We start from the raw sequence: 16,287 nt of genomic DNA, 5'->3' as shown, positions 1-16,287 counted from the left end.
AATAAAAACCTGAGTTTACTCAGGTTTTTTTATGGTCGAAATAAATGCTTCGTCGATTATTTGAGCATGTTGATAGGCTGCCTGTTGCTGGTTTTTATTTGCAATAATAGACAATCCAACGGGTAAACCACTTACCTTACCAACGGGAAGGGTAATATGAGTTGTGCCGGCAATTGCTGATAAAGAGCTACTACTGCCTTTAAAGTTATCACCATTTACCAAGTCTGTTTTCCACGCAGGCGATGTGGTTGGAGCAATGACTACATCCACATTATTATTTTTGTATAAATTAGTAATGGCGGCGGTGGCTAATGTGCGGTAGCGCTGTTTAGTTTTTTGGTATTTGTCTGTTTGCGTTAAGTCGATAGCGTTGGCTTGTATTAAAATGTCTTGCCCAAAATGGGGCATTTCAGCTGCCTTGTTTTGTTTATTAAAATCAATCAGTGCACTTAAACTTTTTACCTTCACTTGGGCAGCAGTATTTACTAAGTAATGGTTTATTTCCTTTTTAAAGTCGTAAAGCAATACATAATATTCATCGACAAATAGCGTAGTTAAATCATCTGTTATATCAATATTAATTACTTTATGGCCAGCCTGTTGGAGAGTTGAAAGTTGATTTTGGTATAAACGCTGTGTTTCTACTGTAAACTTATCACTTGGTAGTGCACCTATAACTAATGATGACTTTTTAGCATCTGGCAATGCTTGTAATTGAAAACTATGCGTTGAGGTATCAAGCGTATCGCGACCTTGTAGAACTGATAATACAAGGCGGGCATCTTTTAATGAGTGTGCCATTGGGCCAACACTGTCTTGGCTACTTGAAAGTGGCACCACACCAGAGCGCGATACTTGGCCCATGCTTGGTTTTATCGCGTAGACACCGTTTACAGAAGCTGGGCAAGTAATAGAGCCATCGGTTTCTGTGCCAAGGGCTACAGGGGCAAAGTTAAGTGCGATGGCGACAGCTGATCCCGAGCTCGAACCACAAGGATTACGAGTTATGTCATGCGCATTGTGTGTTTGCCCCCCAACGGCGCTCCATCCTGATGATGAGTAAGACGACCGAAAATTAGCCCACTCACTTAAATTAGTTTTACCTAAAATAATGGCGCCAGCATTACGTAACTGCTTAACCACAAAGGCATCATTGTTAGTAATATTATTTTTAAGTGCTAACGAGCCTGCTGTTGTTGGTAATGAGCCTGTGGTTTCTATGTTATCTTTCAAAAGTACCGGTATTCCATGAAGAGGCCCAGCCCACAGCCCTTTAACACTAAGCTCATCAATTTTTTTAGCTTGCGCAATAGCACTAGGCTCAATATTAATGACCGCATTGAATTGAGGGTTAAGTTTATTAATACGATTAATATAGTGTTGGGTAAGTTGTTGGGCACTAATTGTATTATTTTTAAACGCCGAGTGAATTTCATCTATTGTTTTTAGCTCGTGTGCTGAAGTGTTTAAAGCAACGACACAGGTTAATAATCCTAGTAATATTTTTATCATAAAAAGCACGCAAATAGTTGTTTGGTTACTTTTAACACAAAAAAGCCCCACAATGTGAGGCTTTACGATAATTAACTAAATATAGCGTTTAAGTGTTTTCAAGCATTGATAGCGCAACAGCTTCGGCTGCTTTTATACCATCAATACCCGCTGATAATATACCGCCAGCGTAGCCTGCGCCTTCACCTGCAGGGTAAAGCCCTTTGGTGTTAATGCTTTGATAGCTTCTGTCGCGCTTTATACTAATGGGTGATGACGTGCGTGTTTCTACACCCGTTAGTAAACCGTCATTAGTAGAAAACCCACGTATTTGTTTGTTGAAAGCAGGGATAGCCTCACGAAGCGCTTCAATTGCAAAAGCAGGCAATACATTACCTAGATCGGTTAACTTAATTCCGGGCGTATATGAAGGCTTTACATCGCCCAAATCAGCAGAAGATTTGCCTTTTAAAAAGTCGCCGATAAGCTGGGCTGGTGCATCGTAGTTTTCGCCGCCTAACTTGTATGCTTGCTCTTCTAATTTGCGCTGCAAATCAATACCCGCAAGAGGGTGACCTGGGAAATCTTTTTCAGGTGAAATACCTACAACAATAGCACTATTTGCATTGCGCTCACTGCGTGAATACTGGCTCATCCCATTGGTTACAACACGGCCTTCTTCAGATGTTGCAGCAACTACAGTGCCACCAGGGCACATGCAAAAACTGTATACCGTGCGACCGTTATTGCAATGGTGCACAAGTTTATAATCGGCAGAGCCTAAAATTGGGTTTCCGGCATTTGGCCCAAAACGACACTCGTCAATCATTGATTGTTTGTGCTCAATTCTAAAGCCAACTGAAAATGGTTTGGCCTCAATATATATTCCTTTGTCATGAATCATTTTAAAGGTATCGCGCGCGCTGTGTCCAACAGCAAGAACAACGTGACGTGTTTCAATATGTTCACCGTTAGACAGGGTAAGGCCTGTTACTTGACCATTATCTAAGTGGATATCGTCTACACGCGTGCTAAAACGAATTTCTCCGCCAAGTTCTATAATACGGGCGCGCATTTTTTCAATCATAGTGACGAGTTTAAAGGTACCAATATGAGGTTTACTTACATACAAAATTTCTTCAGGTGCGCCGGCTTCAACAAATTCAGTAATAACTTTTCGTCCATAATGTTTTGGATCTTTTACTTGGCTGTATAATTTTCCATCTGAGAATGTCCCCGCGCCGCCTTCACCAAACTGTACATTTGATTCGGTGTTTAGTGCTTTTTTACGCCAAAACCCAAAGGTGTCTTTGGTACGCTCTCGTACTTCTTTGCCACGCTCAACAATAATTGGGTTAAAGCCCATTTGGGCAAGCACTAAGCCTGCAAACAAACCGCATGGACCAAAACCGATAACAACAGGTCGCTCGGTGATATTTTCGTTTGCTTGCGCTACAAATTTATAGGATGTGTCGGGTGCTGTTTTTACATGTTGATCTTTTGCAAATGCGGCTAAAAGCTCAGCTTCGTTATCAACTTCTATATCAAGGGAGTAAATGAGTAATATGGCTGTTTTTTTACGAGCATCGTAACCGCGTTTAAATACGTTATAACTATGTAATTGTGCAGGTTGTATTTTTAGTTTGTTGATAATGGCTTGACCAATGGCATTTTCATCATGATCAAGTGGCAATTTTATTTCAGTTAAACGTATCATTATTATCTCTATCTGGTGTCTTAGCGGGTGTTTATCCGCTCACAATAAGAAAGTGTAGGGCACGAATTGGCTTTACATTAAGGGCGCATATATTACGTTAAATTGGCAAAATATGGCAGTTATTTATTGTGTTTTTGAGGTGAAAGGGTATGATCGCCCACTGTTAAATTAGCTTTATGGTACAAAAATATTATGGCGTTTGTAGTTACCGAAAATTGCATAAAATGTAAGTACACCGATTGCGTATCAGTGTGTCCTGCGGATGCATTTTTTGAAGGCCCTAATTTTTTAGCAATTAGCCCAATTGACTGTATTGATTGTGGGTTATGTGTTCCAGAATGCCCAGCAGAAGCAATTTATCAAGAAGATGAACTGCCTGACTCTCAAAAAGAATTTACTGAACTCAATGCTGAACTTGCCCTCATTTGGCCTCGTATTACACAGGTAAAAACAGCCCCTAAAGATGCTGACACATGGAACGGTGTTGAAAATAAGCTAAAGTTACTTGATACCTAAGAACAGAACAAATAATCCTTTATTATTAATTAGTTAATATTTTGCGAAATTATGTTTGCAAGGTATTAACAAATGTACCCGCTTAAATTACACTCCGGTTTAGAAATTACTCATATTGAGTAAAGTTGTTTTAAATGGATGTTTATGCAGTACTTTATAACTACAAAAAAAACACTCACGTTTTTACTTTTATCGTTCTTCCTACTAGTTAATAGCTACAGTGTATTTGCTAAAAAAGAGCAGGTATCGCTGGCTCGAATAAATCAAAATATCAGTGTTGATGGCGTACTTGATGAAGCGCATTGGCAAAAAGCGACCTATGTCCCTTTGCTTGTTCAAGATGAGCCTAATGAAAGAGGCACCCCTCCTGTAAAAACCGATGCGTACATGTATGAAGATGGCACAAATTTGTATGTTGGTTTTATTGCTTACGATTCTGACCCGGATCAAATACGCGCTTCACTTCGCGACCGAGATACCCTTTGGCAAGACGATACTGTAATACTTGTAATAGACACCTTTAATGATGAACGCTCAGGCTATGAGTTTTTTGTTAATCCGTTAGGCGCACAAGGTGATTTACGCATGAGCGATACAGATGGTTGGCAATCAGATCCATCGTGGAATGCAATTTGGGATAGTGCTGGCAAAATTACCGATGAAGGCTATATAGTTGAAATGCGTATTCCTTTTAAAGCACTGCGCTTTCCAGAAAATAAAAAAGATTTAACGTGGGGGTTTTTATTAATGAGAAACTACCCTAGGGATGTACTTTATCAAATATCCAATATGGGGTTCGACCGCGATGTTAAATGTAGCTTGTGTCAGTTTGATAAGTTAACGGGCTTGAGCGAATTAGCATCTAGTAAAAATGTTCAACTTACCCCAACGCTCACAGCACTTCGTCATGATGATAAAGCCCAACTCCCTGGTGACTGGGAGAACGGTAGCATAGACACTGAGGCCGGTTTAGATTTACGCTGGGGAATAACAAAAGACGCGGTGTTAAATGCGACTATTAACCCTGACTTTTCGCAGGTAGAGACTGATTCTCTTGAGCTTGACGTGAACACAACGTACTCAATCTATTATGCAGAGAAAAGACCTTTCTTTTTAGATGGTGCCTCTTACTTTAAAAGTAGCTTGTTTGAGCTTTTATACACTCGAACCATTGCAGAGCCAACGTTAGGGGCAAAGCTAACTGGTAAAACCGATGGGCACAGCTATGCACTTATGCTAGCTGATGACGAAAACAGTAATATCCTATTACCAACAAACCAAGGTTCTGGTTTTGCCTCACTGAATGAGAAAACACAGGCGGCAGTCGGTCGTTATCAATATGATTTAGGTGAACAAGGAACGTTGGGCGTATCAAGTACACACCGACAAAGTAATAATTATCGTAATACGGTGTTATCAGTTGATGGCAGTTATTGGTTTAATCAGTCAGATACATTGCTTTATCAAGTTTCGTCAGCTGATACGCGAAACTCTGACTTTTTAGTTGATAACTACGGTCTCTCTAAAACACAATCAGATCAGGCATATGCAATTGAATTAACCCGTGACAAGCGAGACTATAAACTTTTCACATCTTATGAAAATATTGGCGAGGATTATCGCACCGATTTAGGATACCAAGCCAAAGTTGATTATGAAAAAGTGCTGATTGGTGGCGGCCAAACGTGGTATCGAGATGAGTTGGATTTAATTACGTCATGGTCTTATGAAGCTGATTGGGATAAAACCTGGTCGCAAAGTGGTGACTTGCTTGAGGAAGAATATGAAGGCTTTTTAAGTTTTAAGGGGCAAAAGCAGTCTTTATTTAATATTGGCTTTATTCATCGTAAAGAGAGTTATTACGATGAGTTTTACAATCAAAATATAGGTTACCTTTATACTTCCCTTAAACCCACTAAGGACTTGAATCTATCGTTTTATCTAGAATATGCAAGCCGTATTGACTATACAAATCTTGAGCTTGGCGATGTAATTAATACACAAACTCAAGCAGTGTGGGATATAAACGATCATTGGCAAGTGGATATAAGACACAGTTACAGCAAGTTAGATAACCCACGGGATGACCGCGTTTATACAGCAAATTTAGTCGACTTTAGACTGCATTATAAATTTAACATGCGATCAATGTTAAAACTGATTTTACAAGTTGAAGATATAGACAGAAACAAAGAGGCTTATTTTTATCAAGTAAGCCAAACAAATAAAGACTATGGTAGCCAACTGGTTTATTCGTATAAGATTAACGCACAAACGTTATTTTATTTAGGTTACTCAGATAGAGGGTATCAGGACGATACACTCGAAAATATTGAGCGTGACCAACGCACCTTTTTCACAAAAGTGAGTTATGCATGGCAGCTCTAACAAGGTAATGTAAATATGGGCTCATAACCAGGCGTCAAATAGAGTCTGTTTATGGGCGCACATTTAAGTTTTATATTTTAGCCTCACTTAAAACCTAAACCCCTCGCTCTTTTTCAGTCATCGCTACACTTTTTCTCGCACAAAAAATCGACATATATCAGATAAATAATTGCTTACAAATGAAAATAGGAGATATAATGAACATTTAGTTATTAAGGATCAGTATTGTTAGGGAATTTTTCATGAAAAAATTAAAGCATGTTGGATTAATTTCCTTACTCATTTTGCTATTTTGCTTTTACCTAAATACTGAATTGACGAGCCAGATAAGCCGCACCAATCTGTTCCAGTCTAATTTTAGCGTTAAAAAATTCGATATAAGCAGCACCAATTTAGATATTGCCCCTTGGTACAACCCAGTTCTGAGCGGCCATTATACAATTGACAGTGCTTCTCAAACATTACTCCTTGTTAAAACAACGGAACAATCTTTTATTGCGGCTGATGCCAATGTACTCATTTTGATGGTGCTAACGTCGCCTAAAAACATCATTATTTTCTTCTCTTGTATACTTTTGCTTGCTGTGTACTTAAAAAAACAAAGCAGGAAACAAAACCATAAACATAAGTTAAGCCAACTTAATCAGCAGGCTAATAAACTTTTAGAGTCGTTTAATTTAGATGTTGAATCTGCTCAGAACCCTAATGGTATTAGTAATTTAAGTAAATCTATTACCACCCTAAATATGCATGTAGCCAATTATGTAAAACAAACACAAACAAGCATATGCCAAGATAAATTAACCCAACTCATCGATAGACATGCCTACATTGAGCATATTGGTAGGCATATAAACCAAACAGGTCAAAAGAAATTAACCTGTGCATTATTATTTATAGATTTAGATGGATTTAAGCAAGTTAACGACTCATTTGGGCATAGCTTTGGTGATGAGATACTTGTACAAGTGGCAACACGTTTGGCTAATGTTTTGCGTCACCATAAATTAAGTAATATAAACTCAACTAATCAGTTAGAACAAAATTTATCGCGTTTAGGGGGGGATGAGTTTTCTATTTTTATTGAGTCGTTGGACGAAAGCGACAAGGTTGTCGACATAGCAAAACAAGTACTTAGTGAGCTTGAAAAAGACTTTGTGCTTGGCAATAAAATTGTAAAAATTAGTGCAAGCATTGGTATTGCTACTTATCCAGAAAGCGCATCTACACCACAAGCATTGTTGCAGTTAGCAGATGTAGCAATGTATCGAGCTAAAAGTGACGGTAAGGGTATTTTTAAAGTGTATTCCCCTGAAATGGGTAACAAAATGCGCCGCTATCATTATTTACTCGAAGAGCTTCGTTTAGCCATTGCATGTAAAGACTTTTATCTATCGTTTCAGCCCATCGTGCACGTAGAAGATTGCATGATTGACTATTTTGAAGCACTCACACGCTGGAACCACCCAGTTGAAGGCATGATTTCACCTGCTGAATTTATCCCTATTGCTGAAGAGTCAAATTTAATATTAGAGTTGGGTGATTGGATAATGCTTGAGTCATGCAGGCAAATGGCTGCTTGGCACAATGCAGGTATGCGTAAAGTAAAAATATCGGTAAATATTTCAGGTATTCAGTTAAAACACCGTGATATATATGGTTGGATCACAAAAACACTCAAAAGTACGGGGTTACCTGCAACGTCTTTAATGCTTGAGGTGACAGAGTCTACCTTTATTCAGGCAAGTACTAGAATTATTGATGAGCTTAGTAAGCTAAGAGAAGACGGTGTGACTATTGCTATAGACGATTTTGGTACCGGATTTAGCTCTTTAAGCACCCTAGCAGATTTACCTATTGATGTTATTAAAATTGATCGCTCGTTTATAACTCAAGCCAATAAAAGTAAAAAATATAATGACATACTCAATACCATTAGTGAGCTAGGACAAAGGTTGGGTCTAAAAATAGTAGCGGAAGGTGTGGAGGAAATTGCCCAATTTGAGCTTGTAAAAAAATTAGGTGTGAGCTCTGTTCAAGGATACTTAGTGAGTCGGCCAGAGTCTTCTATAAATGTTGGAAATAAAGTATTGCGCAATAATAATGCTAATTTATCTGCATCGGGTTCTAGTGCCTGGGAAATATCTAAATAAAAATGTGTTATTAGGGCGTTTACTGGACAATTTTTTAATTAAGACATAGTTTTAGTTAAATAAATAATAAAAACGAGATGTTAAGGCTTAGATAATATGCATCGAAGCTCCCTAATCGAAGAAAACCTTAATGATACCGTTAGATTACTTTACGAGAACGCTTATTTAGGTTTACTCACTTCTTTATTTGCGAGCGCCTGTATTGCTTTTAGTTTTAATAAAGGCGAGTTATTAAGTTATAACGATAAGCTAGTTTGGTGGCTTATTATGCTTTTTGTTTTGGGGATTCGTTTTTTAGATATCCGCACATTTTTAAAAATAGACAAACGTGCTACTCAATTTGACCTCCTAAAATTTTCATCAGGGGTTATCATAACCGCTATTGTATGGTCCAGTTATGCTTTGTATTTTCACACTTCTTTCGAGCCTTTAGAAGCCACAAGTATCATAATTATATTATCTGCTCTTGGTGGTGGCTCTGCTAATGTGTTGTCTGCACATAAGTTGACCTGTTTTGCTTATGCATTTATCCTATTATTTCCTTACGCACTAGTGTTAATAATGTCTTCACATTATTACGAAAATCTACTCGGTTTTTTAGGTATTGGCTATGGCTTTATTACCTTGTTAACTCTCAATAAAGCATCTGCATTTACACAGAAAGCAATACATTTAAAAAATCAAAATAGCGATTTACTCGAAAGAATGGAGCTAAGAGTTGACGCGCGTACTAAAGAAATAATGCATCTGTCAAATTCTGACTCACTGACCCAATTATTAAATCGAAATGCATTTTTAAATGATGCAAAAAACCGAATTAAACATTATCCAGATCCACCTTTTGCGCTGTTTTTTATAGACCTAGATGGGTTTAAGAATATAAATGATGTGATGGGTCACAAGGTCGGTGATAACGTTTTAAAAAGAACAGCGAAACGTATTTCTGACGTGTGTGCTCATAATCAGCAAAAGTGTCGCTGGGGCGGCGATGAGTTTTTAATTTTAAGTGATTTTGTATGCAAAGAAAATACTTACGATTTTGCTAAAGAAATTATTGATGCAATTACACAGGATCATCCAGAAACAGAGCGCGGCGCACGGGTAGGGGCAACCATAGGCATTGCACTTTACCCCGAGCATGGTAAAGACCTGGATAGTTTAATTTTAAATGCCGATATGGCAATGTATCATCAAAAAAGAATGAACCGTGGGAAAATTAGTTTTTTTAGTGAGTCGCTTCGTTCAGAATTAGAAAGAAAGCGCCTACTTAGCGAAGAGCTTTTAACCGCGCTTGCTAATAATTGTTTTTCGTTGGTATACCAGCCCATTATTGACTCTACAACACATGATATATACGCGATTGAGGCGCTTATTCGTTGGCAATTAAAAGGAGAAAGCATACCTCCTGACGAATTTATACCAATTGCAGAGCAGTATGGGTTTATTTCAAAAATAGGCTTTTGGGTACTTGAAACGGCGTGCCGACAAGCACTTACTTTTCAACAACTGTCCCCAGATTTATCAGTCAGTATTAATGTATCTGTGATGCAGCTTAAAGAAATAGAGTTTGCCAAGAAGGTTAAGAATATTTTGGCGAATTTGAATTTTCCTGCTCATAAGCTTCATTTAGAAGTAACTGAATCTGTATTTGCAAACGATAAGCATACATTTTTGTATGTGGTTAAATCACTACAAAAACTGGGTGTAAGAATTTCAATAGATGACTTTGGTACAGGGTATTCTTCTTTATCTAGTATGCTTGATGTAGGTGTCGATATTGTAAAAGTAGATAAAAGTTTTGTTCAAGATGAGGATGAAAGAGGCTTAAGCATTGTTAACGCAGTAGTGCAAATGGCAAGTTCGCTTAATTTTAATGTAATTGCTGAAGGGGTTGAAACACCTTTGCAGTGTAAGCAGCTTACTCAACTTGGCGTATCGCATTTACAAGGGTATTACTTTTCAAGGCCGCTGACCTCAAGCGCATTAATTGAGTATTTAAATAATAAAAAAACCTCATAAGGAGGCTTTTTTGAGTATGACGAACCTGAGTTGTGGTTCGCCACGCTAATGTTCAAAATTAAAATTAATTAATCTTTATAAATCAAATGTTCTTGAAATTGCTAGTACGATGCGCTCATCGGCGTAATCGTAATCAAGGCTAGTATTTTCAGCGGCTACTTCAATACCAAAGCCTTCGTAACTGGTTTGATAAGCAAGACGGTAGTGACTGTACGATTTCTTTTGGTTTACATCCCACGCCCATTTTTCACCGTCAAGTGAATTAGAAATATCAAAACTTGCACGTATTGCATGATTTGGTGCAAGTTCATAAGTATGAGCAATCATTGAAACTACATGACCCGCACTTGTTCCAAAATAATCCCAGCTGTACCAAAAGTTAAGCTCTGTTTGACCGTAATCACTGGCGTAACCAAATTTAGTGTAAACTTCAGGGTAATTTCCATCACTGTTATTACCTTGGTATGTGTAGTATGCAATACCGTAGTCAACACTAAACTTATCGTTTAATTGTACATAGCGACCAACGTATCCATCTAGTTCAAAATCGGTATCATCACCAAAGTCTACGTTTGATGCCCATACACCGGCATACACGCCATTATCAAAAGCATAATCCAAACTTGCTTGTAATGCAGGATCGTTATCTGTTTGGCTTACACCGTTAAACGTGTAATCTGATGCTGCTGTAATAGTTGTTGACCAGTCGGCAGCTGCCGTAGTTGATAAAAGAGCGAATGGCAATGCTACTGCAAGTTGTTTTAGTTTATTGTTCATTATAAATTCCTAGCTTTGTGTTTCAATTTTAGTGTAGTCAATTTTGTTTGTTTTTGGTGAGCTATCAATATTCTTAACTGTTTTAAACTTACTGTAGCCAATAAAGCCAGCACACAGGAAGAACAAGGCAATCACTAATGCACCTACCCACTGTATTTGTAAAAATTCTAGCTTAAACAATAATGTTAATAATGAAAGCGCAAGGATGTTTCCAATCATATACTTCGCTTTACCAAAGCGTTTTACAGTGATGTTTAAGTTGTCTGTGTATAAACGCACTAACGAGTCGAGTGAGTTAATTACAAACACAATACCTACAAATACCATGGCAAAGTTTTTAATACCTTGCGTTGGAATATCCGCTTCGTGGTAGTGATAAAGTACGCTAAACCAGATTGCAATTGGTATTGAAGGAAAAATTAACATAGCGCCTAGAACTTGGTAAGTTTTTAAACCGCCTACAAAACGAGAGGTAAACTGACCAATCATAATGCTCCAAGCAAACCACCAAAATAGGTAAAACTCATGGTAATCGTTAAGCGGTAAAACAAATTCATTTATGTTGGCAAAGTATGTGCCGATAGAGGCTAAGTTACCTGTGAATGCTGACATTTCACTGTCACCTAATACAAACGCACCCGCCCACATAAAGCCAATTAGTGCTATAAATAACCAAGTTGTAGCAATACTTAAAAATCGTACGTACTTAATGTCTGTACTTGAATATACGGCAAAACAAATTGCTGCAAATACAATTAAATAAAACTCAGAAACAATACTTGAACCATCGCCAATTTCTGGCAAATACCATGGAAGGTTAGAAAGTAAGAGATAAGCGGTAAAAGCACATGTACCAATAATAACTACGTTATTAATGAACTTTACCCAAGGTATTTCGAAAAATTTAACTTTAGGTTCTATTACACAGAAATAAAAGCACGTAAGAAAGTAAAATCCCCAGATTAAAAATCCCCAATAACCAAACTCAATGGCCAGTGGATTTGCAAACGCGTATTCTGGGCTTGCTTTTATGTCTGCATAACCTGCAAACTCAGTTAAAGGAAACATTATAAGGCCAACATCAAGGCCTGAGGTAAAGAGTATTGCGATAAAGGTGAGTGTTTTAACTGGTGTAACACCAACAACACGTACATTACCCCATTTTAATAAAATGATCGTAATTGCAAGTAGGGTAAAAATAATACCAGCATTAAGCCAAATGGTCATTGGTACCCTCCAATAGTGAGTTATTCATAAGCACTCCGTTTTTTTATTGTTCAATCTTGCATTATTACAACATAACCAATTTATGTTGTTCGCCACTGCAAGGCTCATAGAGTTAGTCTGACGAGACTAACCCTATAAGTAGCTGATTAAATTTTTGCTGCACGCTGTGTTTCTTGCCAGTTTTGAGTCATAGCAACATCAGTATTTGCTTTTTGTAAAGCAACGTTTCCTAAAATGATGTCTGCCGCTTTTTCTGCAACCATTATTGTAGGTGCATTTAGGTTGCCGTTAGGTACTGTCGGAAATATTGACGAATCAACAACACGTAAACCTTCAATGCCGTGCACTTGCGTATTTGAATTAACTACGGCCATGTCGTCTTCACCCATTTTGCATGAACAAGAAGGGTGGTAAGCGCTTTCTACAGCTTGGCGTACAAAAGCATCTATTTCTTCATCTGTTTGAATATGTTTACCTGGTTGAATTTCTTCATCTCGGTAATCGTCAAAGGCACTTTGCTCAATAATGTCGCGAGTTAAACGCACACAGGCTCTAAAGCCTTCAATATCGTCTTTATGCTGTAAGTAATTAAACAAAATTTGTGGTGGCTGCTCAGGGTTAGCTGATTGAATAGTTACACTGCCACGGCTTTTTGGTTTATTATGACCTACGTGAACTTGAAAACCATGACCTGCAAATGCACTACGTCCATCGTATCGCATAGCGGCTGGTAAAAAGTGATACTGAATATCAGGCCATTCAACACCAGGCTTTGAGCGAATAAATGCACACGACTCAAAGTGGTTAGTTGCGCCTAAACCTTTTCGGGTAAAGAACCATTTAGCACCAATTAGGCCCTTAGAAATAAGGCCCAACTTGCCGTTTAGTGTAATTGGCTGCTTACATTTGTATTGAAAGTAAAATTCAAGATGGTCTTGTAAGTTTTGACCCACACCCGGTAAGTGGTGTTTAACTTCAACGCCCGCTTTTTCAAGGGTGTCTTTATCGCCAATACCAGAGAGCTGTAATATATGCGGAGAGCCAATAGGGCCAGCACTTAAAACAACCTCTTTTGCCGCATGAGCTGTTTGAACGTTACCGTTAACTTTGTATTCAATACCTGTGGCTTTTTTACCATCAAGAATCACTTTTTGAGCAAGTGCGCCGGTAATGACAGTTAAATTACTTCGCGATTTAACAGGGTCTAAATATTCACGAGAAGCCGAGCTGCGCACACCGTTTTTAACGGTCATGTGCATTGGGCCAAAGCCTTCTTGCTGCGATGCGTTATAATCGTCTGTGCTAGCATAACCTGCTTCTACACCGGCTTTTATAAATGTGGTGTACAACGGGTTTTGCATTTCGTTACCGTTATTAACGCCAAGTGGACCTTTACCACCTCGGTATGTGTTTTCACCAAGGTAAAAGCTTTCCCCTTTTTGAAAATACGGTAGACACGATTGGTAGTCCCAACCATTAGCACCGTGCTGTTGCCACTCATCAAAATCTTTTGCGTGGCCACGTACGTAAACCATGCCATTAATCGATGATGAGCCACCGAGTACCTTACCGCGAGGGCAATGCATTTCACGGTTGTCTAAGTACGGCTCTGGCTGAGTATGAAACTGCCAAGCATATTTGTCAGTATTCATAGGAATAGACAACGCCGTTGGCATTTTTATAAAAATACTTTTATCACTGCCACCGGTTTCTAGTAGTAACACTTTGTTGCTTGAATCTTCAGATAAGCGATTTGCTAAAACACAACCCGCAGATCCTGCACCAACAATAATATAGTCGTAATGATTACTCATAGTTACCACCTTAAAACGGGCTTTCTATGTCGGCCATGCCCACATAAATAGACTTGGTTTGCGTGTAATGATCAAGTGTTTCTATTCCGTTTTCACGGCCAATACCTGATTGCTTATAACCACCCACAGGCATTTCAGCAGGTGAGTTACCATAGGCATTAATCCAACAAATACCCGCTTCTAATTGATGAATAACACGGTGTGCACGTTTAATGTCGCTCGTAAATACGCCTGCAGCTAAGCCTAGGTGAGTGCCATTGGCACGTGCAATAACATCGTCTTCGTCTTCAAAAACAAGTACGCTCATTACTGGGCCAAATATTTCTTCTTTAACGATAGTCATATCATCGTTGCAATCAATAAACACGGTAGGTGCAACAAAGTAGCCATTAGGCGCAGATTCAGGTGAAAGCGTTGAACCACCGGTAAGCAGTGTTGCGCCTTCTTCAATCCCTTTATTAACATAACTCATCACTAAGTCTTGGTGCTTTTTAGAGATAAGCGCACCAAAGTTAGTATTTAAATCTTGCGGATCGCCAGCAATAATATTTTGCTCTGTACGCGTTTTAAGCTCATTAATAAATTGCTGATATATATTTTTATGAACATAAATACGTGTACAGTTAGTACAAATCTCCCCTTGCGTATAAAAGTTACCTAGCATGGCCGCGCTTACTGCTTGCTCTATATTTGCATCATCAAATACAACAAGCGGCGATTTACCACCTAACTCCATTGTTACGTCTTTTAAGGTACCCGCAGCGCTTGCTACTACTTTTTTACCTGTACCTACTTCACCAGTAAACGACACTTTGTCAATCTCACTGTGCGAGGTTAACCATTGGCCTACGTCACCTGCACCTTGTACAACGTTAAATACGCCAGCAGGTACACCTGCTTCAACAAATACTTCGGCTAGTTTAATAGCGCCTAGTGGTGTTTCTTCAGATGGTTTAAAAATAAATGCATTGCCAGCAGCAAGAGCAGGGCCAGATTTCCAACATGCTATTTGTAGTGGGTAGTTCCATGCACCAATACCGGCACAAATTCCTAGTGGCTCTTTACGAGTGTAGTAAAAGTCTTCGCCCACCATTTGTTGTTGGCCAACTTGCGCCGGTGCTAGGCCTGCAAAGTACTCGATAACATCTGCACCGGTTTCTATATCAACACAGTTTGCTTCTTGCATTGGTTTACCGGTATCAAGCACTTCTATTAAGGCTAGTTCATCGTTGCGCTCGCGAAGTATTGCAACGGCTTTTAATAAAATACGGCTGCGTTCAATAGGGGCCATTTTAGACCACTGTGCAAAACCTTGTTTTGCGCTTTCAATCGCTGCGTTTTGAACAAATTCATCGGCAACTTCAACACGGTAAATAACTTCACCTGTTGCAGGGTTAGTTACATCAAAAGTTTCACCGCTTTGGTTAGCAAGAAAATGGCCATTAATAAAGTTTTGATAGACTGGTGTGCTCACGCTAGGCTCCATATTGCTTGATGAGTGAATTTACATAGCTTTTTGCTAAAGTTTCACTGTGTTTAAACTGGTTTTTGTCTGATTTACTAAGTACTGCTCTTAACCATAGGCCATCAATCATAGCGGCGCTGAGTTCAGCAGCTTGTTTTGCTTGCTCAATAGGCATTAATTGCTTAAACGAAAATGCTAAATTACTTTGCAAGCGTGTACTGTTTACATTCTGCAGTCTGTGAAGTTCATCATCGTGCATTGATTGCGCCCAAAAGCTCAACCAAGTTTTGGTGGTATCACTGCGCTGTTGTACAAGCGCAAAGTTAGCTTCAACAATAAACATTAGGCGCTGTGTAGCGCTGGTGTTATGGCTAACTTTTTCAATAAGGTCTTTTTTAAGATTAGAAAGCAAATAGCGAACAGTTGCTTCTATTAACCCCTGCTTACCACCAAAGTAATGACTAATAATGCCTGACGATAAACCTGCATTTTTACTGATGCTGTTAATAGTGGTTGCTTGTAACCCACGCATCGCCACTGACTCAATTGTTGCGTCAATTAACTGTTGACGCCTGACCGGTTCCATTCCAACTTTAGGCATAATTTTTATTAATTGAACGTTCAATAAAGACAAGCTTAAGGTAATAGTTCTAACAATTCAAGGGTGAAGTAAATAGTCAGATACTAAAATGTAGATGAATTATTAATAAAACTAACAGA

General features: G+C 38.7%; 11 protein-coding genes. 4 read left to right on the top strand and 7 right to left on the bottom strand.

The features are described from left to right. Nucleotides 1–15: 15 nt before the first annotated feature. Both ATS76_RS12255 and ATS76_RS12250 read right to left on the bottom strand, forming a co-directional pair. Entirely contained in the window at nt 16–1,512 is a 1,497-nt protein-coding gene (locus ATS76_RS12255) for an amidase family protein (protein ID WP_058552400.1), read from the bottom strand. A gap of 88 nt (nt 1,513–1,600) precedes the next feature. After that, nucleotides 1,601–3,208: an NAD(P)/FAD-dependent oxidoreductase gene (locus ATS76_RS12250; protein WP_058552363.1), complete on the bottom strand. Its 1,608-nt coding sequence runs from the start codon at nt 3,206–3,208 to the stop codon at nt 1,601–1,603. 192 nt (nt 3,209–3,400) lie between these two features. Between ATS76_RS12250 and fdxA the strand changes: the two genes are divergently transcribed. From fdxA to ATS76_RS12230, 4 genes are all read left to right on the top strand, one after another. Beyond that, nucleotides 3,401–3,724 (top strand): ferredoxin FdxA, encoded by a 324-nt coding sequence (gene fdxA / locus ATS76_RS12245; protein ID WP_058552362.1) that lies wholly within the window; start codon nt 3,401–3,403, stop codon nt 3,722–3,724. Between the two features lie 144 nt (nt 3,725–3,868). Further along, a complete protein-coding gene (locus ATS76_RS12240) occupies nt 3,869–6,112 on the top strand; it encodes a carbohydrate binding family 9 domain-containing protein (protein WP_058552361.1) in 2,244 nt (747 codons plus the stop codon). Between the two features lie 242 nt (nt 6,113–6,354). After that, entirely contained in the window at nt 6,355–8,265 is a 1,911-nt protein-coding gene (locus tag ATS76_RS12235; RefSeq protein WP_058552360.1) for a putative bifunctional diguanylate cyclase/phosphodiesterase, read from the top strand. Nucleotides 8,266–8,361: 96 nt separating this feature from the next. Further along, nucleotides 8,362–10,284, top strand: a complete 1,923-nt coding sequence (locus tag ATS76_RS12230) for a putative bifunctional diguanylate cyclase/phosphodiesterase (RefSeq protein WP_058552359.1) — start codon at nt 8,362–8,364, stop codon at nt 10,282–10,284. A gap of 75 nt (nt 10,285–10,359) precedes the next feature. On the opposite strand, the gene ATS76_RS12225 is transcribed toward ATS76_RS12230, so the two are convergent. From ATS76_RS12225 to betI, 5 genes are all read right to left on the bottom strand, one after another. Further along, the gene (locus ATS76_RS12225; protein WP_058552358.1) at nt 10,360–11,061 is read right to left on the bottom strand and encodes a TorF family putative porin; all 702 of its coding nucleotides are present in this window, start codon (nt 11,059–11,061) and stop codon (nt 10,360–10,362) included. Between the two features lie 9 nt (nt 11,062–11,070). After that, nucleotides 11,071–12,288, bottom strand: a complete 1,218-nt coding sequence (locus ATS76_RS12220) for a BCCT family transporter (RefSeq protein ID WP_058552357.1) — start codon at nt 12,286–12,288, stop codon at nt 11,071–11,073. Between the two features lie 146 nt (nt 12,289–12,434). Beyond that, nucleotides 12,435–14,102, bottom strand: coding sequence for a choline dehydrogenase (betA, locus tag ATS76_RS12215; RefSeq protein WP_058552356.1), 1,668 nt, complete (start codon nt 14,100–14,102; stop codon nt 12,435–12,437). Nucleotides 14,103–14,112: 10 nt separating this feature from the next. Beyond that, nucleotides 14,113–15,576: a betaine-aldehyde dehydrogenase gene (gene betB / locus ATS76_RS12210; protein ID WP_058552399.1), complete on the bottom strand. Its 1,464-nt coding sequence runs from the start codon at nt 15,574–15,576 to the stop codon at nt 14,113–14,115. Between the two features lies 1 nt (nt 15,577). Then, nucleotides 15,578–16,153 (bottom strand): transcriptional regulator BetI, encoded by a 576-nt coding sequence (betI, locus tag ATS76_RS12205; protein ID WP_171034604.1) that lies wholly within the window; start codon nt 16,151–16,153, stop codon nt 15,578–15,580. Nucleotides 16,154–16,287 lie beyond the last annotated feature (134 nt).

Origin of the sequence: Pseudoalteromonas sp. 10-33, from assembly GCF_001469195.1 — a bacterium.
GTDB lineage: Bacteria > Pseudomonadota > Gammaproteobacteria > Enterobacterales > Alteromonadaceae > Pseudoalteromonas.
The sequence above is the reverse complement of the archived record's forward strand: the minus strand, read 5'-3'. Positions and strand labels throughout refer to the sequence as shown.